Genomic DNA, 21,576 nt, shown 5'->3' on the forward strand with positions numbered 1-21,576 from the left:
CATGAAAAAACACTTCGAACACCAACGCATTGCTGTCCTGGGACTGGGTGATACCGGCTTCTCGGCGTTGCGCTGGCTGCGTGGTATGGGCGCAGAAGTGGTGATGTTTGACTCACGCCCGCATCCGTCAGGCCTGGATCGCCTGCAAGAAGAATTTCCTGAGGTCGAATACCATCTTGGACCTTTTAATAGCAGCTTGCTGGCGGCGATGGATTTGATTGTGGCCAGCCCGGGTGTGGCACTGAAAGAGCCTGTATTGGCCGATCTGATGGCACAAGGCAAAGCCGTGGTCGGTGATGTCGAGCTGTTTGCGCGCTTCCGTGCGCCTTATGCCAAGGTGATTGCCATCACCGGCTCCAACGGCAAAACCACCGTGACCTCGCTGGTGGGCGAAATCTGCAAACAGGCCGGTCTCAATACTATTGTGGCTGGCAATATCGGTTTGCCCGTGCTGGATACGCTGCACATGCCCGCGCCAGACGTTTATGTGCTGGAGCTGTCCAGTTTTCAGCTGGAAACCACGCACAGCCTGGAGATTGATGTTGCCACGGTGCTCAATCTGTCCGAGGACCATATGGATAGATACGACAGCATGACCGATTATGCGCAGGCCAAGGCCCGTATCTACCAGCATGCCCGCATTGCCGTGGTAAATCGTGATGATCCTGCCAGCATGGCCTTGGCTGGTGCCATGCCGCAGATTTCATTCGGCGTTAACCCGGCCCCTAGCATCAATGATTACGGCCTCAATGACGCAGGCTGGCTGTGCGCGGGTAATCGCCACTATATTGAAGCCGATACCCTGCAGATCCGCGGCAAACACAATATTGCCAATGCGCTGGCTGCCATTGCGCTGGCGCAGGCCATCGGCATAGACAAAGTTTCCATCCTGCATACCGTGCAGTCGTTTGCCGGCTTGCCACACCGCGTGGAGTGGGTGGCCAACATTGAGGATGTCGACTTTTACGATGACTCCAAAGGCACCAATGTTGGCGCGACCTGCGCTGCCATCAGCGGCATGCTCAAACAGGGCAAACCACAAAAAGTGGTGCTGATTGCGGGCGGCGACGGCAAGGGCCAGGACTTTAATCCCTTGCGTGATGCCGTGTTGCACCATGCACGCGCTGTGGTGTTGATCGGCCGTGATGGTCCCAAAATTCAACAGGTCTTGCAGCACTTGCAATTGCCTGTGGTCGATGCCGTTGATCTAACCGCGGCAGTGCATATTGCCAAAACACTGGCTGAGGCGGGCGATGCGGTCTTGCTGTCCCCTGCCTGCGCCAGTTTTGATATGTTCCGCAACTACGAACACCGCGCACAGGTATTTGTCGAGGCTGTGAAAGCCATGGAGGCCGCATGCTTGGGCCGTTGATGATGTCGCGTGAGCGCTATAACTCGCCCAGCTATGATCAGTCGCTGGTGTGGGTGGTGCTGTCACTGCTGGCGTTTGGCATGGTCATGGTGTATTCGGCCTCCATCGCCTACGCAGACTCAAGCAAGATGTTTGGCCATAACAGCACCTACTTCCTGGTGCGTCAGGCTTTGTATATTTCTGTCGGCTTGGGGGCGGCCATCGTGGTGTTTCAAGTGCCCATGGCCTGGTGGCAAAAGATGTCGCCCTACCTGTTTATTGCCGGCATTGTGCTGCTGATTCTGGTGTTGATCCCCGGCATCGGCAAAGTGGTCAATGGCAGCCGCCGCTGGATTTCCCTGTTGATCATGAATCTGCAGCCTTCAGAACTTATGAAGCTGTTTATTGCCATGTACGCCTCGGACTATGCCGTGCGTAAGGCCAGCAGCATGCACAGCTTTAAAAAAGGCTTTTTACCCATGCTGGGTGTGATGGTGTTTGTCGGCGTGCTGCTGTTGAAAGAGCCCGATTTTGGCGCGTTTGCTGTCACGGCCTCGATTGCGTTTTCCATCATGTGGCTGGGCGGCGTCAATCTCAAGGTGTTTCTGGCCATGCTGGGCGCCTTGCCATTGGCGGTGATTGGTCTGGTGGTGATGGAACCCTATCGTCTGGAGCGCATGAAAGGCTTTTTGAATCCGTTTGATGATCCATTTGATACCGGTTATCAGTTATCGCATGCCCTGATCGCGTTTGGTCGTGGTGAGTTTTGGGGTGTGGGTCTGGGCGGCAGTGTGGAAAAACTGCTCTACCTGCCAGAGGCACATACCGACTTTTTACTGGCCGTGGTGGCGGAAGAGCTGGGCTATGTGGGTGTGCTGGTCGTGGTCTTGCTGTTTGCCTGGCTGGTGATCCGCGCCTTTAGCATTGCCAAAGAAGCCGTTGCCAATGAACGTTATTACTCGGCCTTGCTGGCACAAGGCATCGGCGTCTGGATGGGTGTGCAGGGTTTTATCAATATGGGCGTGAATATGGGCCTGTTGCCCACCAAAGGCCTGACTTTGCCACTGTTGTCTTACGGTGGTAGCGGCATATTGGCTAACTGCATCGCTTTATCCGTGCTGCTGCGAATCGATTTTGAAAACCGTCGTCTGCAGAAAGGCTTGCAGTCATGACCCGAGCATACACATTACTGGTGATGGCGGGCGGCACTGGCGGCCATGTCTATCCTGCGATGGCCGTGGCCGATGCCTTGCATGCACAAGGCTGGCAGATTGTCTGGCTGGCCACCGAGGGGGGCATGGAAAACCGCCTGATTGCAGACAAACCCTATGAAAAAGCCATGATGACCATGCAAGGCGTGCGCGGTAAAGGAGTGATGGGCTGGTTGACCTTGCCAGTCAAGCTGCTGCGTGCATTTGCCCAAGCCAGGCAAGCGATTGCGCAACATCAGCCCGATGTTGTGTTGGGCATGGGCGGCTTTGCCGCGTTTCCAGGCGGCGTCATGGCCAAGCTGGCTGGCGTACCGCTGGTGATTCATGAGCAAAACTCGGTGGCGGGGTTGACCAATAAAGTGCTGGCCAAGCTGGCAAATCGGGTATTGACCGGCTTCCCCAATGCGTTGGGACCTAAAGGGGAAATGGTCGGTAATCCGGTACGTGAAGGCATTACCACCTTGCCTACACCCGAACAGCGTTTTGCCGAGCATCACGGCGTGTTGCGGGTCCTGGTGGTTGGCGGCAGTTTGGGCGCGGTGGCATTGAACACCTTGTTGCCACAGGCTTTTGCGCAGTTGCCGACCAATGCGCGGCCACAGATCATTCATCAGTCTGGTGAAAAACAGATTGAGGCTTTGAAAAAAGCCTATGCCGAGGCAGGTGTGGCGGCTGATTGCCGCGCCTTTATTCATGACATGGCAGAAGTGTATGCCTGGGCAGATCTGGTGATTTGCCGGGCTGGAGCCCTGACCGTGGCGGAGTTGGCCAATGTGGGCGCTGCCAGCATTCTGGTGCCCTTCCCGTTTGCGGTGGATGATCACCAGACCACCAATGCCGCGTATTTGGCACAAGCAGGCGCGGCGCAGCTGATTCAACAGCGTGACCTGGACATTGGCTCATTGGCCGCCTTGTTGCAAACACTGGATAGAGCCACTTGCCTGGCGATGGCGCAAAAAGCGCGCGCATTGGCCAGGCCACAGGCCACGCGCCAGGTGGCAGCGATTTGCCAGCAACTGGCCGAGAACAACGGAAAACTTAAAGCACTATGAAACATAAAGTCAAAAAAATTCATTTTATCGGCATCGGCGGCTCGGGCATGAGCGGCATTGCCGAAGTGCTGCTGAACCTGGGCTTTGAAGTCAGCGGGTCAGACCTGGCCAGCAATGCCACCACCAGACGCTTGCAAGGGTTTGGCGCCACCGTGTTTCAGGGCCATGCCACCGAGCATCTTGGCAATGCAGATGTGGTGGTGGTATCCAGTGCGATCAATGAAGAAAACCCGGAAATCATCGCCGCGCGTGCGCGCAAAGTGCCCGTGATTCCGCGTGCGGTCATGCTGGCCGAACTCATGCGCTTCAAGCAAGGCATCGCCGTGGCAGGCACGCATGGCAAAACCACCACTACCAGCCTGATTGCCAGCATTCTGGCAGAGGCCGACATGGACCCGACCTTTGTGATTGGCGGCAAGCTTGAAGCGGCCAGCGCCAATGCGCGCTTGGGTACCGGTGAATTGATCGTGGTAGAGGCGGATGAGTCTGATGCGTCGTTCTTGCACCTGACCCCGATCATGGCAGTGGTGACCAATATCGACCAGGACCACATGGACACTTACGAGCACAGTTTTGACAAACTCAAAACCGCGTTTGTCGAGTTCTTGCAGCAGATTCCTTTCTGGGGCATGGCTGTGTTGTGCATCGATGACGCCAATGTGCGTGAAATCCTGCCGCGCGTCACCCGGCCGGTGACCACCTATGGCACGCACGAAGAGGCCGTGATTCGCGCGGAAAATATTGTTGCCGACAACGGCAAGATGCATTTCACCCTGGTGCGCAAAAACGGCGTGACCGTGCGTAATGAAGTGACTTTGAACCTGCCCGGCCACCACTATGTGCTGAATGCGCTGGCGGCAATTGCGATTGCTACTGAGTTGAATGTACCGGATGCCGCCATCCTCAAGGCGCTGGCTGAGTTCCGCGGGGTGGGCCGTCGCTTTGAGCGTTATGGTGAAATCCCGATCAGTCAAGGCGGGCCTGCCGGTGGACACTTCACGCTGGTGGATGACTACGGGCATCACCCGATTGAAATGCAGGCGGTGATTGCAGCCGCGCGCGGCGCCTTCCCGGGTCGCCGTCTGGTGCTGGCCTTCCAGCCGCACCGTTATACCCGCACCCGCGACTGTTTTGAAGATTTTGTAAAAGTACTGTCGACCGTGGATGCCTTGCTGTTGACCGAAGTGTATTCGGCGGGCGAATCACCGATTGTGGCGGCGGATACGCGCAGCCTGATCCGCGCCATCCGCGTCAACGGCAAGGTGGAGCCTCGCTTTGTGGAAACCACCGAAGAGCTGCCTGCAGCCATTCTTGAGAGTGTGTTGCCTGGCGATGTGGTGGTAGTGATGGGCGCTGGCAATATCGGTAGCGTGGCGGCCAAAACACGGGAAATGGCTAGCGTATGAGTGCCACCCGTGTGAAAACCTCAGGCTTGCAAGTGCTCAAGAACGAGCCTTTGGCCCGCTATACCAGCTGGCGTGTCGGCGGCCCGGCGGATCGCCTGGTGCTGGCTGACAGCGTAGAAGCCTTGCAGCAGTTTTTGCAGCAATTATCGGCCAGCGAGCCGCTGACTTTTATTGGCCTGGGTAGCAATCTGCTGGTAAGGGATGGCGGAGTGCGCGGCACAGTGGTGGTCATGCATCAGGCGCTGCAAGCGCTGGAGATGCACGGTGAGCGTATTTATGCGGATGCTGGCGTGACCTGCGCCAAACTGGCGCGCTTTGCTGCCAGCCAGGACCGCGTTGGGGCCGAGTTTATGGCTGGCATTCCGGGCACCGTCGGCGGTGCACTGGCGATGAATGCCGGTTGTTACGGAGGAGAAACCTGGCAATGGGTGGATCAGGTAAAAACGATTAACCGTGCCGGCATCGTGCAAACCCGTGCAAAAGTTGAATACCAGCCCAGCTATCGTCATGTGGCGCATCCGGCGGCAGATGAGTGGTTTTTGGGCGGCTGGTTTGCAGTGCCTGCGGGGGATGGCAAGGCCTCAGCCGAGCAGATTAAGCAGTTGCTGGCCAAGCGCTTGGCCAGCCAGCCACTGAATATGCCGAGTGCAGGGTCTACCTTTAGAAATCCTGAAGGCGATTTTGCTGCGCGGCTGATTGAAGCTTCAGGGTTGAAGGGGGCCACCATCGGTGGCGCGCAGGTCTCTGAAAAGCATGCCAACTTTATTGTGAATCTGGGGCAGGCCAGCGCGGCGGATATTGAAGCCCTGATTGAGCACGTGAAAACCACCGTGCGCGCCAAACAGGGCGTGGCATTGATGCAAGAAGTAAAAGTAATTGGGGAAGGTGTTTTACAAGCATGAGTACAAGTCAGTCTCAATTTGGCAAAGTGGCCGTGTTGTTCGGCGGTCGTTCCGGCGAGCGTGAAGTGTCGCTCAAAAGTGGCTCGGCTGTGCTGGCGGCCTTGCAGCGCCAGGGCGTGGATGCGCATGCCTTTGATCCGGCCAGCCAGGACTTGTCGGCGCTCAAGCAGTTTGACCGTGCCTTTATTGCCTTGCATGGCCGCTTTGGTGAAGACGGCACCATACAGGGGGCGCTTGAGTTAATGGGCATCCCTTATACCGGCAGCGGCGTCATGGCGTCGGCACTGGGCATGGATAAGTGGCGCACCAAGTTGTTGTGGACGGCTGCGGGTGTGACCACGCCTAACTATGTGCTCATGGATGACAGTACCCATGTTGAAAATGTCGTCACGGCACTGGGTTTGCCGCTGTTTGTGAAACCGGCCAATGAAGGTTCCAGCATCGGTGTCAGCAAGGTCAAGCAGGCGGGGGATTTGCAGGCAGCCTATGCATTGGCCAAACAGTCAGACCCGCTGGTGATTGCCGAGCAGTTTGTCGGTGGCGGTGAATATACCGTCGGTATTCTGGGCGAGACCGCACTGCCTGTCGTGCGCATTGTGCCCAAAAACGAATATTACGATTACGAGGCCAAGTATTTGCGCGACGACACCGAGTACCGCTGCCCTTGTGGCTTGTCTGCCGAGCAGGAGCAACAGATCCAGGCCGAAGCCGTGCAGGCGTTCAAGGTGCTGGGCTGCAAAGGCTGGGGACGGGTGGACTTTTTGATGGATGAGGCCGGTAAACACTATTTTCTGGAGGTGAATACCAGCCCGGGCATGACCGATCACAGCCTGGTGCCGATGGCAGCAAAAGCGGCCGGCATGGACTTTGATGCCTTGGTGATCCGTATTTTGCAACAAACCTTGCGTGACGCGTAACGAGGACGACTGAGACGATGTGGGATAGACCAACATTGCTGAACTGGATCGCCAACCTGCTGTTTTCACTGGCAGTGGTGATGTTGTTGTACGCCTTGTTGTTTGTGGTGTTGCATTTGCCCATCTTCCCGGTCAAGCAGGTACAGGTGGAGGGCAACCTCGATCATGTGAACCATGAGCAGATCCAGCTCATCGTGCGCAAATACCTGAAGGGCAATTTTTATACGCTGGATTTGCAACGCACGCGTACCGCTTTTGAAAAACTGCCCTGGGCGCGCAAGGTGGCCGTCCGTCGCCAGTGGCCAGACACTATTGTGGTACAGATTGAAGAGCATCAGGCCCTGGGTCGTTGGGGTGGTGTGGCATTGGTTAACAAGCATGGCGAACTGTTTCAGGCCGCCTCAGATGAGCAATTGCCCACCTTTTATGGGCCGGGCGATGCCGTGAAAGAAGTGGCGCAAGGCTATGCCAGTTTTGCACAGATGCTGTCAGGCACACCGCTACAGATACAGCAACTGAGCCTGTCCTCGCGCCGTGCCTGGGAAATTAAAACAGCGGATGGCCGCCAGATGATGCTGGGGCGTGAAGCCGCGAAACAAAGATTGCAACAGTTTGTGACGGCTTACCGTCAGCAAGCAAGTATTGCAGAGAGCGACTGGCGTTATGCCGATTTACGCTACCCGAATGGCTTTGCCTTGCGCATGCCACGGCCTGGGGCGTAGGCGGCACATTGCCAGAAAGAAGGTCAAGGAAAACACATGAGTAGAGTCAGAGAAGATAAAAATTTGATCGTGGGGCTGGATATCGGCACCTCGAAGATTGTTGCGATTGCGGCAGAGATTTTGCCGGAAGGCACCCTGAAAGTGATCGGGGTCGGGCAGCATGCTTCCCGTGGCTTGAAAAAAGGCGTGGTGGTGAATATTGACTCCACCATGCAGGCGATTCAGCGCGCGATTGAAGAAGTGGAGTTGATGGCGGATTGCAAGATCAATACCGTGTACTCCGGCATTGCGGGCAGCCACGTGAAAAGCCTCAATTCGCACGGCATGGTGAAAATCAAAGAGAGCGAAGTCTCGCAGATGGACATCGACCGCGTAGTAGAAACCGCCCGTGCGATTGCCTTGCCGGCAGACCAGCAGATTCTGCATATCCTGACCCAGGAATTCATTATCGACGGTCAGGAAGATGTGCGCGAACCGCTGGGCATGAGCGGCATCCGCCTCGAAGTGCGGGTACATATTGTGACCGGCGCCATTGCCGCGGCACAAAACATCGTCAAATGCATCAAGCGCTGCGGCCTGGAAGTCAGCGACCTGATTTTGCAGCCACTGGCTTCCAGTGAGTCAGTGCTCACTGATGATGAAAAAGAGCTAGGCGTATGTCTGGTGGATATCGGTGGCGGTACCACAGACCTGGCGGTGTTCAAGAATGGCGCGATCCGCCATACCGCAGTGATCCCGATTGCCGGTGACCAGATTACCAATGATATCGCGGTGGCCTTGCGCACGCCGACGCAGTCGGCAGAAGAGATCAAGGTCAAGCATGGCTGTGCCTTGCGTCAGTTGGCCGACCCACGCGAAGTGGTGGAAGTACCTGCGGTGGATGGCCGTGAGCCACGCCAGTTGTCCTGTCAGGCATTGACCGAGGTGATTGAGGACCGCGTCGAAGAGATTTACGAGTTTGTGCAGCAAGAGCTGCGCCGCAGTGGCATGGAATCCATGATTGCTTCCGGCATCGTCATTACTGGCGGCGCGGCACAAATGCGCGGCATGGTCGAGCTGGGCGAAGAGATTTTCCATACCCCGGTGCGTCTGGGTGTGCCGCGCTATGTGGAGGGCTTGTCAGAAGTGGTGGGCAATCCACGCTATGCCACCGGCATCGGCTTGTTGCTGATGGCCAAACAGCAGGTGGAGAAACAAATGGTAGGCGATCTGCAATCCGGGTCATTTGGCAGATTGTTTGAACGAATGAAGCGCTGGTTTACCGGCAATTTTTAGGTTTTTATTGTTTTTTTAATGTGTTTTAGGGCGAGTGTGCGGGGCAAACCAAGCACTCAAATAATAGGCAATGGAGGGTGAGTATGATTGAGATTTTTGACAAAGAGAATGATGGCGCCGTGATCAAGGTGATTGGGGTCGGTGGTTGCGGTGGAAACGCCGTAGAGCACATGATGACCAAGAGCGTGACTGGCGTTGAGTTTATTTGCGCCAACACGGATATGCAGGCCTTGAAAAAGAGCCATGCCAAAGTCGTGCTGCAAATTGGTTCTGACATTACCAAAGGTCTGGGCGCTGGTGCCAAACCGGAAATCGGTCGCGAAGCCGCGCTGGAAGACCGCGACAGTATCGCTGAAACCATTGATGGTGCAGACATGCTGTTTATTACCGCAGGCATGGGTGGCGGGACTGGTACTGGGGCTGCACCTATCATTGCAGAAGTGGCGCGTGAAATGGGCATCCTGACCGTGGCCGTGGTGACCAAGCCTTTTGCGTTTGAAGGCAAACGTGCCAAAGTTGCACAGGAAGGTCTGGAAGAACTTTCCCAATATGTAGACTCTCTTATCGTTATCCCTAACGAAAAGCTGATGGACGTGCTGGGTGAAGACGTGACCGTGGTAGAAGCTTACCGTGCAGCCAATGACGTTTTGCACAATGCCGTGTCTGGCATCGCTGAAATCATCAACTGCCCAGGCCTGGTGAACGTGGACTTTGCTGACGTACGCACCGTGATGTCCGAAATGGGCATGGCAATGATGGGCTCTGCAGAAGCCAGCGGTCCGAACCGTGCACGGATTGCCGCAGAACAAGCGGTTGCCAGCCCATTGCTGGAAGACGTGAATCTGGCCAATGCGCGTGGCGTACTGGTGAACATCAGTGCCAGCGGCAGCTTCAAGATGCGTGAATACTATGACGTGATGAACACGATCAAGGAGTTCACCGCAGAAGATGCGACCGTGATCGTCGGTAACGTGATGGATGAAAGCATGGGCGATAACCTGCGTGTGACCATGGTGGCCACCGGCTTGAATGGTTCCGTGGGCAAACGCCAGGCCAAACCTGAGCTCAAGGTGATGACGACCCTGCGTGATGGTACGACTAACCAGCCGATCTTCAACACGGTTGAAGAAGACGAGCCAGCCGTATTCACCAGCAACAGCCGTCGTGCGCAGGTCGAAGCCATGAAGAACTCCGGGATTGAGGAATACGATATTCCGGCATTTTTGCGCAAGCAGGCTGACTAATGATGCCCCTGGCGGAACCGGGTGCAACACAGGGAAGGCCAGATGAATCATGAGTGAGTACAGCGATTGGCTTATAATGTCGCCAATCATTAACAGTAGAGAAAACCATGTTAAAGCAACGCACGCTTAAACAATCGATCAGCGCCACTGGCGTTGGGCTGCACAGCGGTGAAAAAGTCACGCTGACGCTCAAGCCTGCGCCCGCTGATCACGGAGTGGTGTTCCAGCGCATCGATTTGCCCGATGCGCCTGCCATGCGGGTTGCCCCGACGGCAGTGAATGACACTCGCCTGAGCTCCGCCCTAGAGTTTTCAGGTGCGCGCGTGGCTACCGTGGAGCATTTAATGTCTGCCCTCGCCGGTTTGGGGGTAGACAATGTATTGATAGAACTGACGGCTGCCGAGGTGCCCATCATGGATGGCAGCTCGGGACCGTTTATCTATCTGTTGCAAACGGCCGGACTGGCTGAGTTGGAGGCACCGAAAAAATTCGTGCGTATCCTCAAGCCGGTAGAAGTAAGCGAAGGCGATAAATGGGCAAAATTTACGCCGCACCATGGCTTTAAAGCCGAATTTACCATTGATTTTGCACATCCCGTGTTCGAGTTTTCTGGTAAAACAGTCACCATTGATTACGACAGCCAGAGCTATGTGGACGAGATCAGCCGTGCACGCACATTCGGGTTTATGCATGAGGTCGAATACCTGCGGGCCAATGGGCTCGCCAAAGGCGGCAGCCTTGACAACGCGATTGTGCTCGATGAATACAAAGTCCTCAACGGCGGTGGCTTGCGTTATGAAGACGAATTCGCCAAACACAAAGTCCTCGATGCGATTGGCGACTTGTATATTCTGGGCTATCCGATTGTCGGACAGTTTACTGCGTTCAAATCGGGCCACGCCTTGAATAACCAGTTACTGCGCGCCCTGCTGGCCGATGAAAGCGCCTGGGAATACTGTACGTTTGATAACGACGCCCATGCCCCGGTTGGCTTTGTCAAACAACGCGACTATTTTAGTCCGGCGCCGCTGTTACCGGCGTAAACCGCGTCCAGGCAGATCACAATGTGGTGGATACGAATCTTGTTTGCCGTGCTGGTGTTGAGCACCCTGATCCTGGGCTTGCTGAGCTGGCAGACCGGGCAGCCACGCTACTGGCGCTGGCTCAAGGCAGTCTGGCGCGGTGGGTTTGTGGTCATCCTGTTGTTGTTGCTGTTCTTTTTCCTCAGTCGATTGGCCAGAATTTGAAATTGATCACGCCATCACGTGATCGTTAATGCATGAAGACTAGATTCCCCATTTTCGTGGCACTGGCTGCCGCGCTGTTCATTTTCGCGACTGCTGCATTCGCTGGCGACGCCGAGGTCTATGCACAGGCCAAACAGGCCTATCAAACCAGAAACCTCGCCCAATTATCCGAAGCTACTGATACGCTCAGGCAAAAGCGCTCGCCGTTGCTGCCTTATCTGCAATACTGGCAGATGATCCTCACACTGGATCAACTCTCTTACAACCAGGTCCAGGCGTTTTTGCAGGAAAACAATGAATCCTTGCTGTCGCAGCGTGTGCGTGAGCTGTGGTTGAAACGACTGGGCCGCTTGCAGTTCTGGGACCAGTTTATTGAAATGCGTGCGCAAATGCCCATGTATTACAGCCTCAACGATGTGGGTAACCAGTGTTACCAGATTCAGGCCGGGATCGCCATGGATGATCCGAATGCCTACGAGGACGGCAAGAAACTGTTGCTGGCGGGCAAAGACCTGCCGCCCGATTGTCAGGGCATGCTGGAAGCCTTGCAGCAAGTGGGCGTACTCGACGAGAAGTTGTTACTGACACTGTATCGGGACGCGCTGTTTGCCAACAAGCCCGGCTTGGCCAAAACAATGGCCAAACGCAGCAGCAAAACAGATGCTGCGCTGTTTAAACAACTGGACGAAGTCACGCAAAACCCGGCGTTGGCGCTGAAAAAAGGCACGATTCAGGACCGCAGCGCTTATGGCCGGGCGTTATACATGTATATCATCCATAGACAGGCCAAGGCTGAGATCGAGGTCGCGCGGGCCAGTTATCAAAAATATAACGGCTTGCTGGATGCTGAAGAAAAGCAACTGGTTCAGGCTTATATCGCACTGGAGGCGGCACGTAAACACGCGCCGGAAGCCTTGCAAAGTTTTAACAAAGTGACTGCCTCTGTGCTCAATAACGAGCAGTGGGAATGGTATGCACGGGCCGCTTTGCGTCAGCAGGACTGGAACCAGCTGCTGAAAGTGATCTCTGACATGCCGCCGGTCTTGGCCGAAGAGGCCGCCTGGCGGTACTGGAAAGCACGTGCGCTGCTGATGAAGGGAACGCCCGCAGAAGCCAATGCCTTGTTGGCTAAACTCTCGCAGGAGCGGCATTTTTATGGCTGGCTGGCCGCTGAAGAGTTGGGGCCAATGCTGGGTGAACCGACGGCCACTTATCAACCCGCTGACGACGAAGTCCGGCAGTTTGCACGGCAGCCGGCAGTCAAACGCATGGAAGCCTTGTTTGACGTCGAGGCACGCTACGAGGCCAGGCTGGAGTGGATGTACCTGCTGGAAGCGCTGGATGATCCCGGACGCATTGTCGCCGCACAATATGCCATGCTGAAAGGCTGGTTTGACCTGGCGGTGCTGGCGGCAGACAAAACCAGCCGTACCCATAATTTTGAGTTGCGTTACCCCACGCCCTACCGCGATTATCTGCAAAAAGCCTCTCGCAGCCGGGAGATTGATGAAGCCTGGGTCTATGGCATTATCCGGCAGGAGAGTCGGTTTATGCACTACGCCAAGTCATCGGTGGGCGCAGGTGGTTTAATGCAGGTGATGCCTGCTACCGCCAAATGGATCGCCAAAAAACTCGGCTTGAATAGCTACCATGATGGCATGCTGCATGACATCGAAACCAATGTGAATCTGGGCACTTATTACATGCGCTACACGCTGGATACGTTTAATGGCCAGGAGGTGATGGCCACCGCCGCCTACAATGCCGGCCCGAGCCGTGCACGGCGCTGGGCGGCCACTACGCCGCTCGAAGGCGCAATTTATGCTGAAACTATCCCGTTTAGCGAGACGCGCAATTACGTGAAAAAAGTACTGGCCAATGCGCATATGTACGCTGCGCGTCTGGGCTTGCCGGTGGTGACACTCAAAAAACGTCTGGGGACGATCCCCGCACGCAGTGTGGCAGAGGCTGACACGGTCACCACCACGATCACGATTTCAGAGCAAGAGTAAGCGGCGGTTTTTCGGTACAATAAGCAAATACGAACTCAGTTAACGCAAGACGCATCAGGAACAAGCAAATGAAGACAGTCACAGTGTTGGGTGGTAGCGGTTTTGTTGGTAGCAGTGTGGTCGCCAGGCTAGATCAGGCCGGTTACCAAGTCAAAGTGCTGACGCGGCGTCGCGAGCAGGCCAAGCACTTGATTTTGCTGCCTAATGTGCAGGTGGTTGAGTGTGATATTCATGATCACGCCGCCCTCAAGGCGCAATTGCAGGGCAGTGATGTGGTGATCAACCTGATTGGCATCTTGCATCAAACCCGTGATAACGCCTTTGAAAAAATGCATCACCAGTTTCCACGCCAGGTCGCGCAATTGTGCGAAGCGTTGGGGATTCCGCGTTTGCTGCATATGAGCGCCCTGCAGGCTTCTGCCAGTGCCCCCAGTGAATATTTGCGCAGCAAGGCCGCGGGGGACAGTGCCGTCATGGCGTTCAGCAAAAAACTGCATGTGACCATCTTCCGGCCTTCAGTCATTTTTGGCACGCGTGACCGTTTTATCAACCTGTTTGCCAAGCTGATCCAATGGATTCCCGTGCTGGCACTGGCCATGCCCAATGCCAAGTTCCAGCCGATTTGGGTGGAAGACGTCGCTGCCGCCATGGTGAATGCTGTCGATGAGCCTGCGACCTATGGCAAGACTTATGAGCTGGGTGGCCCCGCCATCATGACCTTGCAGCAAATCATTGAGGCGGTCATGAAAACCATCCATGTGCAGCGCCCCATCCTGGGCTTGAGCCTGCGCATGTCCCTGCTGCAAGGCAGCTTTATGCAGCTGTTGCCCATCAAGCTGATCTCACGCGATAACGTCAAATCCATGCAGGTCGATAATGTGTGCCAGCAACCGATGGCCAACGAACTGTGTGTGGTCCCGACGGATATGTTCGCCGTGATTTCCGGGTATCTGGTCAAAAACAATCCGCGGGGGGCTTATGATCAGTTCCGCGCGGCCGCTGGGCGTGTCATCAACGCCAGACGTTGATTGCGTACAGGGCTGCCTGTCATGCAGATTTACCAGGTAGGGGGCGCCGTGCGGGACAGCCTGCTCGGCCTGCCCGTCAAAGACCGTGACTATGTGGTGGTGGGTGCCAGCCCCGAACAAATGCTGGCCGCAGGCTACCGCGCAGTCGGCAAGGATTTCCCGGTTTTTTTACATCCCCAGACCCAGCAAGAGTACGCGCTGGCGCGTACCGAGCGCAAAACCGCCAAAGGCTACAAGGGCTTTAGTGTTCACGCCGATCCAGACGTGACCTTGGAGGAAGATCTCGCTCGCCGTGACTTCACCATGAATGCCATTGCCCAGACCGCGGAGGGTCAACTGATTGATCCGTTCGGTGGCCAGGCAGATATTGAAAAAAGAATCTTGCGGCATGTGACAGCCGCGTTTAGTGAAGATCCGGTCAGAATCCTGCGTGCTGCCCGTTTTTTAGCCAGATTTACCGATTTTACTGTGGCACCTGAAACCATGGTGCTGATGCGCGAGATGGTCGCTGCAGGCGAGGTGGATGCCCTGGTGCCCGAGCGCGTCTGGCAAGAGATCGCCAAAGGCCTCATGGAGTCCCAACCGAGCCGCATGTTTGAGATGCTGCGTGCTTGCGGCGCGTTGAAAATCATCTTCCCAGAGCTGGACCGATTGTGGGGTGTACCGCAAACCGCCACTTATCATCCTGAAGTGGATACCGGCATCCATATCATGATGGTGATTGATTACGCTGCGACGCAAGCCTTTAGCCTGCCTGTACGCTTTGCGGCACTGACCCATGATCTGGGCAAGGGCACTACGCCTGCTGAAGTGCTGCCGCGCCATCTTGGCCATGAGTTGCGCAGCGTTGATCTGATTAGGGATGTCGTGGCCCGCCTGAAAGTGCCCAATGATTGCAAGGATCTGTCATTGGTGGTGGCGAAATATCACGGCAAATTGCATGCGGCGCGGCAAATGAAGGCAAGTACGCTGCTGCATTTTCTAGAGGAGCTGGACGCATTCAGACAGCGCAGCCGTTTTGAGGATTTTCTCAAGGCCTGTGAATGTGACAGCCGAGGCCGGCTGGGATTAGAGCGATGCCCACTGGAGGATGCCGAGCACCTGAGCCGCGCATTGCAGGCGGCCTTGACCGTAGACGCAGGTGCGATTGCCAAACAATGCCAGTCACCTGTGCAGATCAAACAAGCGGTGGCGGAAGCCAGAACACAGGCCATCCAGCAGGCCATGCATCTGCATTAACCAGTCCGCGACCGTTTAGGGTCTAAACCTCTTCCTGCAAGACTATCCGGTTTCTGCCTTGATGCTTGGCGTGATACATCAGTCTGTCTACATCCGCCAAAAAATCATTCATCTGGTCTGTTGCTGAGGGGATGATACTGCCCACCCCCACACTGATGGTGAGCAGCTGACTGACGGCTGAGTGGGCATGCGGAATCTGTGCCTTGAAAATCAGATGGCGGCAACGCTCAGCAATCTTGCCTGCGGAAACAAGATCGGTCTCCGGTAAGATCCAGGCAAACTCTTCGCCGCCAAATCTGGCAAAAAAATCATTTGCACGCACGCCGGCATGAGACAAGAGGCTGGAGACTTGCTTGAGTATCTCATCACCTTTCAGATGCCCGTAAGCATCATTGAATTGCTTGAAATAGTCGATATCTATCATGATCAGTGCCAAGGGCTGCTGATGTCGGCTGGCTTCCAGCCATTCTTTTTCCAGCACGCTGTCAAACATGCGGCGGTTGGCGACGCCAGTCAGGCTATCCTGATAGGACAGCACTTCAAGTTGTTTTTGCAAATCCAGTAATTGTTGTTCTGTTTGTTTGCGTTCGCTGATATCAAACATAAAGCCAATCAGTGCCTCGGGCTCGCCGTTCGCAGCACGGATCACATGTACCACATCGCGTATCCAGACAAAGCCACCGTCAGCCGTCAGTGCGCGGTAGTCGGCTTCATGATCCAGGCCTTGCAGTGATTGCGAGATACAAAAATTGAATACCCGATCGCGGTCTTCCTCGTGCATGCGTGCGGCCCAGTCCCCTGCGGATTGCCAGCTGTCCTGTGTCCAGCCGAGTAAGGACTCAATTTGTGGGCCAATATAAGTGAACCGTTTGGAGGCCCAGTCTAATTTCCATGGAATGGCTTTGGTGGATTCCAGCAATGTTTTATAAGTATCGTTATCTTGAGGGGGCAGTACGTGATCCATGGCGAAAACGGTGGTGTGATAAATTGATTAAGGGTAGCGGACGGACAGCAGGATCGCAATAGCCAATTCAGGCTTGCTGCCCAAGAAACGCGTTCACTTCATGGGCCAGGGCTTGCCCTAATTGCAGATGTTGTGTTACATCCAGATGCACGCCATCTATTTCACTGGCGGTGACGATGCGCCCTGCATCGACAAACAGGCAATCCATCGCCTGGCTGACTGCGCGGTAAGCCGTGGCCAGTCCCTGGCATTTTTGTGCGGCGCCAGCAAACTTTTCTGCAATCGGTCCTTGTGGTTGAGTGATGAGTGGTGGTGCCACGATCATGACTTGTGGGACAGGCATGCCTGATTCTATCGGGGCTTGCCGTATGGTGGTGACCAGGCTGGCCATGCCTTGCGCGGCGTGCCAGGCGGTGTGCGGATGCATGGACTGAAAGTCATTGGTGCCCAGCATGAGGATGACCAGCGCCAGCGGCGAATGGATTTCGATACGCTGCGCCAACCCTTGCTGGCCGTTGCGTCCGGGTTTGAACGGGTCTTCGAACACCGTGCGCCTGCCATTCAGGCAATCTTCAATCACGCGCACGCGTTGCTGCATTTGACTCAGGCTGATTTCGAGGACCCCAGGCCAGCGCTGCTCAAACGGCAGGCGCTGACGGGTATTGGGGATGATGCCCCAGCTTAACGAGTCTGAGTAAACCAGGATGTGCTGCATTGCTTCACCTCACCAAGGGAGCATGCAGTATAAAGCAGACGCTGGTTTTGATAAAACAGGTGAATATTCAGCTAGTGAATATTCAGATAGTGCTGAATGGCAAATTTGGCCAGGAATCCGACCAGCCCCAGCGTCAGGGCCAGAAATAAGGCAAAAGTGCCGGTTTTGCCCGCTTTGGATTTCCAGGCCAGGTTGCCCACAATAAAGACAATAAACAGCATGAGGAACGCGAGGCCCCAGGACATGCCAAACTCGGTGAGTTGGGCTTCATTCATGCCAAAAATAGTGGTTTCCATCCGTGATACTTTCTGTTGAAACTTATTGCAGGCAGCCCGTAATCAGCTGGGCCAAGTGTTGCTCAAGATTGTCGCTCGGTTTGCGTTTGAATCCGCTTTTGGCAAAAGTATGCCAGCGGCCCAGCACAAAACTGATCATGGTATTGGCCGCCGTGCCGGCATCATTGATTTTGTGACCCTGAGCTTCGGCAATGCGCAACGATTGCTTGAGGCTGGCTTCTAACCTGTCCAGCAATTGGTTGATACGTAATTGCAAGGCGTCATCTTCATTGACCAGGGCATCGCCAATCAACACCCGTGACATGCCGGGATTGCGCTCGGCAAACTTGAGCATGGTTTGCAGCATCAGCTGTACTTGCTTGAGGCCATCGGTTTCGTCGGTGGTGATTTTGTTCATGACACCAAACAACGCGCTTTCAATAAACTCGATCAGGCCCTCAAACATTTTGGCCTTGTTGGCAAAGTGGCGGTAAAGTGCCGCCTCGGAAACATCGAGTTTGGCAGCCAGGGCTGCCGTGGTGACTTTTTCGCCACGTGGTGTTTGCAGCATGCCTGCCAGGGTTTCCAGAATTTGCTGTTTACGGTTTGCGCGTGCTTCTTTATTGATGGTAGCCATAATGATGTGGGAGCCTGAGCCTGATCGTTAGGTGGTTATTTTGACCCGTATTTTAACCTTATTCACCGGCGGCGGGAATGTAAAGCGGCCCTTTTTTCAGGCCACTGTGAGTGAGCGCCAACATATGCGCTAACCTATATTGCACAAAGTTTGGTTTGCGTAACTTGCTGCTGATCCACACCGTGCGCATCCCCAGCCGTTTGGCCGTCATCAGTGCGGGCAGGCTGTCTTCAAACAAGGTGCAATCTGCCGCACGGCATTTAAGCTGGCGTAGTAGCAATTGAAACCCGCGCACGCTGGGCTTGGCGTGAAAGCCACTGGATTCCACACTGAAGACCAGTGAAAAGCAATCCTCAATGCCCAGCACTTGCAGCACGCGCAACGCATAGTGACGCGGTGCGTTGGTGAAGACGCATTTACGTCCCGGCAGTTGCTGCAATAATTGCCTGAGCTGTTTGGTGGTATGCACCATCTCGTCCGTCAGAAAGGCATGGGTTTCTGCAAGAAAATGATGCGGGTTGACCCCGTGGTGGCGCATCAGCCCTTTGAGGGTGGCGCCATAGACCTGCCAGTAATGCTGGCGCAAGGCGCAGGCGGCTGGTTCATCCAGTTGCAAGTGATCCTGGATATATTGGGTCATGGCCCGGTTCATCACCGGGAAGATATGCGACGAGGCGTTGTGCAGGGTGTCGTCCAGGTCAAAAATCCACACCCTGCGCGTCATCACTGCCGTGCCAGATTAAAGAGCATCTGCCCGCAATTTGGCCGGGCGGTGCAGCAGGCGGTTTAAGTAGTCGTCAAAGACGGCACGCGGCGGATAGGCTTTGGTGTAACGCATGCCAAACGCAAGATGGGTCGCCAGATAGACATCGGCGGCGGTGAACTCGTCGCCACACACATAGGCATGCTGGCGTAAATGCGATTCCAGGGTATCTAGCGTCAGTGTCAGTGAGCCAAAGCCCAGAAAAGCCTGACAAGGCGTACCCAAAGGTGTTTTTTCCGGCGCTTGCCAGCCCAGAAACTCAGCCGTGGTTGCCGCTTCCAACGGACCGGCGATAAAAAACATCCAGCGGTAAAAAGCGGCCCTTTCCGGGGTGCCTGCGGCTGGAATCAAGCCCTTGTCGGCAAACGTGTCTGCCAGATAGGTCAGGATCGCAGCCGTCTCGGTGACCACGGCCCCGCCATGCTGGAGGGCAGGTACTTTGCCCATGGGGTTGATGGCCAGGTAGTCTGCTTTTTTCATGGCCGGACCAAAGTCCAGCCACACCGCCTGATACGCAATGCCCAACTCTTCGAGCAGCCAGTGCACGGCACGGCCACGCGACAGTTTGTTGCTGTATAAAATAATCTCAGCCATGGTTGGGCACTGCTGATGAGCGTGGCTGAATGGCTATTTCGCCTTGATCAGCGTGCCCACGCCTTCGTCGGTCAACACTTCCAGCAGCAAGGCATGCTCCACGCGGCCATCAATGATGTGCACAGACTTGACGCCACTGCGCGCCGCATCTAGCGCAGAACCGATTTTTGGCAACATGCCGCCACTCAGGGTGCCATCTTCTACCAGGTCATCGATTTGCTTGGGTGTCAGGCCGGTCAGCAGCTGGCCATTTTTATCCAGCACGCCTGGCGTATTGGTCAGCAAAATGAGTTTTTCTGCATTAAGGATTTCAGCCAGTTTGCCCGCCACCACATCGGCATTGATGTTATAAGTTTCGCCATCCTTGCCTACGCCAATCGGCGCGACGACCGGGATAAAGTCACCGCTATCGAGAAACGTAATGATGCTGGGGTCTATGCCGGAAATCTCGCCCACCTGGCCGACATCAATCATTTTGCTCGGGTCTTTGAGGTCTTCCATCAGCAGTTTGTGCGCATGGATAAAGTTACCATCCTGCCCAGTTAACCCCACCGCTTTACCGCCGTGACGGTTAATCAGGTTCACGATTTCCTTGTTCACCTGCCCCCCCAACACCATTTCCACCACGTCCATGGTTTCTTCGTCGGTGACACGCATGCCCTGAATGAATTCGCCTTTTTTGCCCAGCTTGTCCAGCATTTCATTGATTTGCGGGCCGCCGCCATGCACCACCACCGGGTTCATGCCCACCAGTTTTAACAGCACCACATCCTGCGCAAAACATTCTTTGAGGCGGTCGTCCGTCATGGCGTTGCCGCCATATTTGATCACGATGGTTTTATCAAAAAAGCGTTTGATGTAGGGCAGCGCTTCGGACAGGGTTTTTGCCTTTTGCGAGGCAGTGGCATGTTGCATCATCGGAGGTCCGTATTGAGTTCAAAACAGCGTGAATTTTACCGCAGAAATGTGAAGCGCTGATTAAAAAACAGCGCTTCACATCATGCGAATTTAGGGTAGCCAGTGGCTTAATCTGGATGCATCATCCAGATTAGGCTTGCTGAATCCCTGCCAATAACCATGGCGCATTGCTTGGCTGTAGCGCTTTTTGCAAGTGCCAGATTTCATTGATGTGTTCAATCGCACCATTGTTTTCGCGCAACTGACCCGAGTAACGCACACTGGCAATGGTGTAAGCGCCTTCATTGACCACCTCAATCAGCTCGGCATCAATATTCAATACCTCGGTTATTTGTGGGGCATCGCCGCGTTCTTGCAATTGCAGGCTGATTTCAGCATAGACCTCAGGGGTGGTGTATTCACGAATGTCTTGGATGTCTTTGCGGTCGTTGGCGGCTTGCAGACGAATAAATGAAGCTTTGGCACCACGTAAAAAACTATCCACCGGAAAATCGGCAGGAATATCAGCTTTTATTGTGGATGCAGCGCTGGCGTTGTATGCGGATTCAGATTGAAATCCGGCGGGGGCGTACGGTGCGCCTGCGCCGGCGTATTGCGGCGGCGAGGCTTGCACATTTTTGTAGCGACGCACTAAAAACATCAGCAAGGCAAAGCCTGCAACCACCATCAATAATGTGCTGAAATTATTGGCAAAATCGCCTAATCCGCCGTGTGAAAACAGGGTTGCCAAGCCGGCACCAATGGCAAGACCGGCCAATGGCCCCATCCATTTGCTCATCCCGTTGCGTGGTGCAGCCGCAGGGGCTGGTTGTGGCGTCGCTTCAGGCGCACGTTGCATTTGTTTGGCAGGCGCAGGCCGATTTTTACCAAAACTGCCGCCACCGCCCAATCGCTTGGCTTCTGCCACACCAGAGAACAAACTCATGCAGACCATCAACACCATCAATAGCTTCCAAAACTGTTTCATGTTTTCCTTTTGTTTCTGTGTTTTAAATAAATGCTTGATTGGCAGAGCGCTTGCACGGCAATCGGATATCCAATGTAACGTAAGTGGGCATGAAATGGTTGCATTTCAAGAAGCTAAGGCCATTGTTTGTTTTTGTA

22 protein-coding genes are annotated in these 21,576 nt (G+C 55.0%); 14 read left to right on the forward strand and 8 right to left on the reverse strand.

Features of this window, described 5'->3' with window-relative positions; translation table 11 throughout:
* Position 1: 1 nt before the first annotated feature.
* The 14 genes from murD to INP77_RS11510 all read left to right on the forward strand — a co-directional run bounded on the left by murD (position 2) and on the right by INP77_RS11510 (position 15,606).
* Positions 2-1,372 (forward strand): UDP-N-acetylmuramoyl-L-alanine--D-glutamate ligase, encoded by a 1,371-nt coding sequence (murD, locus tag INP77_RS11445; RefSeq protein ID WP_194749190.1) that lies wholly within the window; start codon positions 2-4, stop codon positions 1,370-1,372.
* Positions 1,357-2,523, forward strand: coding sequence for a putative lipid II flippase FtsW (gene ftsW, locus INP77_RS11450; protein ID WP_228518902.1), 1,167 nt, complete (start codon positions 1,357-1,359; stop codon positions 2,521-2,523). The genes murD and ftsW overlap by 16 nt, the downstream gene beginning before the upstream one ends.
* Complete coding sequence (gene murG, locus INP77_RS11455) at positions 2,520-3,614, forward strand: undecaprenyldiphospho-muramoylpentapeptide beta-N-acetylglucosaminyltransferase (protein WP_194749191.1); 1,095 nt, start codon at positions 2,520-2,522, stop codon at positions 3,612-3,614. Before ftsW ends, murG begins: the two co-directional genes overlap by 4 nt.
* A complete protein-coding gene (gene murC, locus INP77_RS11460) occupies positions 3,611-5,020 on the forward strand; it encodes a UDP-N-acetylmuramate--L-alanine ligase (protein WP_194749192.1) in 1,410 nt (469 codons plus the stop codon). The genes murG and murC overlap by 4 nt, the downstream gene beginning before the upstream one ends.
* Positions 5,017-5,922, forward strand: a complete 906-nt coding sequence (gene murB, locus INP77_RS11465) for a UDP-N-acetylmuramate dehydrogenase (RefSeq protein ID WP_194749193.1) — start codon at positions 5,017-5,019, stop codon at positions 5,920-5,922. The genes murC and murB overlap by 4 nt, the downstream gene beginning before the upstream one ends.
* On the forward strand, positions 5,919-6,839 hold the full coding sequence (locus tag INP77_RS11470; RefSeq protein ID WP_194749194.1) for a D-alanine--D-alanine ligase: 921 nt from the start codon (positions 5,919-5,921) through the stop codon (positions 6,837-6,839). Before murB ends, INP77_RS11470 begins: the two co-directional genes overlap by 4 nt.
* 17 nt (positions 6,840-6,856) lie before the next feature.
* Positions 6,857-7,561: a cell division protein FtsQ/DivIB gene (locus INP77_RS11475; RefSeq protein WP_194749195.1), complete on the forward strand. Its 705-nt coding sequence runs from the start codon at positions 6,857-6,859 to the stop codon at positions 7,559-7,561.
* Between the two features lie 36 nt (positions 7,562-7,597).
* Positions 7,598-8,836 carry a cell division protein FtsA gene (gene ftsA, locus INP77_RS11480; RefSeq protein WP_194749196.1) on the forward strand — a complete coding sequence of 413 codons (1,239 nt, stop codon included), beginning with the start codon at positions 7,598-7,600 and terminating at the stop codon, positions 8,834-8,836.
* Positions 8,837-8,919: 83 nt separating this feature from the next.
* Positions 8,920-10,080 carry a cell division protein FtsZ gene (ftsZ, locus tag INP77_RS11485; protein WP_194749197.1) on the forward strand — a complete coding sequence of 387 codons (1,161 nt, stop codon included), beginning with the start codon at positions 8,920-8,922 and terminating at the stop codon, positions 10,078-10,080.
* A 107-nt stretch (positions 10,081-10,187) separates the two neighbouring features.
* Positions 10,188-11,123 carry a UDP-3-O-acyl-N-acetylglucosamine deacetylase gene (gene lpxC / locus INP77_RS11490; protein ID WP_194749198.1) on the forward strand — a complete coding sequence of 312 codons (936 nt, stop codon included), beginning with the start codon at positions 10,188-10,190 and terminating at the stop codon, positions 11,121-11,123.
* 21 nt (positions 11,124-11,144) lie between these two features.
* Positions 11,145-11,327, forward strand: coding sequence for a hypothetical protein (locus tag INP77_RS11495; protein WP_194749199.1), 183 nt, complete (start codon positions 11,145-11,147; stop codon positions 11,325-11,327).
* 32 nt (positions 11,328-11,359) lie between these two features.
* On the forward strand, positions 11,360-13,339 hold the full coding sequence (locus tag INP77_RS11500; RefSeq protein WP_194749200.1) for a transglycosylase SLT domain-containing protein: 1,980 nt from the start codon (positions 11,360-11,362) through the stop codon (positions 13,337-13,339).
* Positions 13,340-13,407: 68 nt separating this feature from the next.
* Positions 13,408-14,367, forward strand: a complete 960-nt coding sequence (locus INP77_RS11505; RefSeq protein WP_194749201.1) for a complex I NDUFA9 subunit family protein — start codon at positions 13,408-13,410, stop codon at positions 14,365-14,367.
* A 21-nt stretch (positions 14,368-14,388) separates the two neighbouring features.
* The gene (locus INP77_RS11510) at positions 14,389-15,606 is read left to right on the forward strand and encodes a multifunctional CCA addition/repair protein (protein WP_194749202.1); all 1,218 of its coding nucleotides are present in this window, start codon (positions 14,389-14,391) and stop codon (positions 15,604-15,606) included.
* 22 nt (positions 15,607-15,628) lie between these two features.
* Here the strand turns inward: INP77_RS11510 and INP77_RS11515 are convergent, their stop codons facing one another.
* The 8 genes from INP77_RS11515 to INP77_RS11550 all read right to left on the reverse strand — a co-directional run bounded on the left by INP77_RS11515 (position 15,629) and on the right by INP77_RS11550 (position 21,439).
* Positions 15,629-16,570 (reverse strand): sensor domain-containing diguanylate cyclase, encoded by a 942-nt coding sequence (locus INP77_RS11515; protein WP_194749203.1) that lies wholly within the window; start codon positions 16,568-16,570, stop codon positions 15,629-15,631.
* 67 nt (positions 16,571-16,637) lie between these two features.
* A complete protein-coding gene (locus INP77_RS11520; RefSeq protein WP_194749204.1) occupies positions 16,638-17,285 on the reverse strand; it encodes an SGNH/GDSL hydrolase family protein in 648 nt (215 codons plus the stop codon).
* A gap of 71 nt (positions 17,286-17,356) precedes the next feature.
* Complete coding sequence (locus INP77_RS11525) at positions 17,357-17,581, reverse strand: DUF2788 domain-containing protein (protein ID WP_194749205.1); 225 nt, start codon at positions 17,579-17,581, stop codon at positions 17,357-17,359.
* A 22-nt stretch (positions 17,582-17,603) separates the two neighbouring features.
* Complete coding sequence (gene slmA, locus INP77_RS11530) at positions 17,604-18,197, reverse strand: nucleoid occlusion factor SlmA (RefSeq protein WP_194749206.1); 594 nt, start codon at positions 18,195-18,197, stop codon at positions 17,604-17,606.
* 58 nt (positions 18,198-18,255) lie between these two features.
* Positions 18,256-18,921, reverse strand: a complete 666-nt coding sequence (locus INP77_RS11535; RefSeq protein WP_194749207.1) for a pyrimidine 5'-nucleotidase — start codon at positions 18,919-18,921, stop codon at positions 18,256-18,258.
* A 15-nt stretch (positions 18,922-18,936) separates the two neighbouring features.
* The gene (locus INP77_RS11540; protein ID WP_194749208.1) at positions 18,937-19,554 is read right to left on the reverse strand and encodes a glutathione S-transferase family protein; all 618 of its coding nucleotides are present in this window, start codon (positions 19,552-19,554) and stop codon (positions 18,937-18,939) included.
* 33 nt (positions 19,555-19,587) lie between these two features.
* Entirely contained in the window at positions 19,588-20,472 is an 885-nt protein-coding gene (argB, locus tag INP77_RS11545; protein WP_194749209.1) for an acetylglutamate kinase, read from the reverse strand.
* Positions 20,473-20,602: 130 nt separating this feature from the next.
* The gene (locus INP77_RS11550; RefSeq protein ID WP_194749210.1) at positions 20,603-21,439 is read right to left on the reverse strand and encodes a Tim44 domain-containing protein; all 837 of its coding nucleotides are present in this window, start codon (positions 21,437-21,439) and stop codon (positions 20,603-20,605) included.
* Between the last annotated feature and the right edge of the window lie 137 nt (positions 21,440-21,576).

The sequence above is a fragment of the Methylophilus sp. 13 genome (genome assembly GCF_015354335.1).
Taxonomy (GTDB): Bacteria; Pseudomonadota; Gammaproteobacteria; order Burkholderiales; family Methylophilaceae; genus Methylophilus; species Methylophilus glucosoxydans.

Coding starts and splice junctions, on each gene's coding strand:
- INP77_RS11505 (WP_194749201.1), top strand. CDS start 13,408: ATGAAGACAGTCACAGTGTTGGGTGGTAGCGGTTTTGTTGGTAGCAGT.
- ftsW (WP_228518902.1), top strand. CDS start 1,357: ATGCTTGGGCCGTTGATGATGTCGCGTGAGCGCTATAACTCGCCCAGC.
- murB (WP_194749193.1), top strand. CDS start 5,017: ATGAGTGCCACCCGTGTGAAAACCTCAGGCTTGCAAGTGCTCAAGAAC.
- slmA (WP_194749206.1), bottom strand. CDS start 18,197: ATGGCTACCATCAATAAAGAAGCACGCGCAAACCGTAAACAGCAAATT.
- INP77_RS11500 (WP_194749200.1), top strand. CDS start 11,360: ATGAAGACTAGATTCCCCATTTTCGTGGCACTGGCTGCCGCGCTGTTC.
- INP77_RS11495 (WP_194749199.1), top strand. CDS start 11,145: ATGTGGTGGATACGAATCTTGTTTGCCGTGCTGGTGTTGAGCACCCTG.
- INP77_RS11540 (WP_194749208.1), bottom strand. CDS start 19,554: ATGGCTGAGATTATTTTATACAGCAACAAACTGTCGCGTGGCCGTGCC.
- INP77_RS11525 (WP_194749205.1), bottom strand. CDS start 17,581: ATGGAAACCACTATTTTTGGCATGAATGAAGCCCAACTCACCGAGTTT.
- INP77_RS11550 (WP_194749210.1), bottom strand. CDS start 21,439: ATGAAACAGTTTTGGAAGCTATTGATGGTGTTGATGGTCTGCATGAGT.
- ftsZ (WP_194749197.1), top strand. CDS start 8,920: ATGATTGAGATTTTTGACAAAGAGAATGATGGCGCCGTGATCAAGGTG.
- murC (WP_194749192.1), top strand. CDS start 3,611: ATGAAACATAAAGTCAAAAAAATTCATTTTATCGGCATCGGCGGCTCG.
- lpxC (WP_194749198.1), top strand. CDS start 10,188: ATGTTAAAGCAACGCACGCTTAAACAATCGATCAGCGCCACTGGCGTT.
- INP77_RS11535 (WP_194749207.1), bottom strand. CDS start 18,921: ATGACGCGCAGGGTGTGGATTTTTGACCTGGACGACACCCTGCACAAC.
- INP77_RS11515 (WP_194749203.1), bottom strand. CDS start 16,570: ATGGATCACGTACTGCCCCCTCAAGATAACGATACTTATAAAACATTG.
- INP77_RS11520 (WP_194749204.1), bottom strand. CDS start 17,285: ATGCAGCACATCCTGGTTTACTCAGACTCGTTAAGCTGGGGCATCATC.
- murG (WP_194749191.1), top strand. CDS start 2,520: ATGACCCGAGCATACACATTACTGGTGATGGCGGGCGGCACTGGCGGC.
- INP77_RS11475 (WP_194749195.1), top strand. CDS start 6,857: ATGTGGGATAGACCAACATTGCTGAACTGGATCGCCAACCTGCTGTTT.
- ftsA (WP_194749196.1), top strand. CDS start 7,598: ATGAGTAGAGTCAGAGAAGATAAAAATTTGATCGTGGGGCTGGATATC.
- INP77_RS11510 (WP_194749202.1), top strand. CDS start 14,389: ATGCAGATTTACCAGGTAGGGGGCGCCGTGCGGGACAGCCTGCTCGGC.
- argB (WP_194749209.1), bottom strand. CDS start 20,472: ATGATGCAACATGCCACTGCCTCGCAAAAGGCAAAAACCCTGTCCGAA.
- INP77_RS11470 (WP_194749194.1), top strand. CDS start 5,919: ATGAGTACAAGTCAGTCTCAATTTGGCAAAGTGGCCGTGTTGTTCGGC.
- murD (WP_194749190.1), top strand. CDS start 2: ATGAAAAAACACTTCGAACACCAACGCATTGCTGTCCTGGGACTGGGT.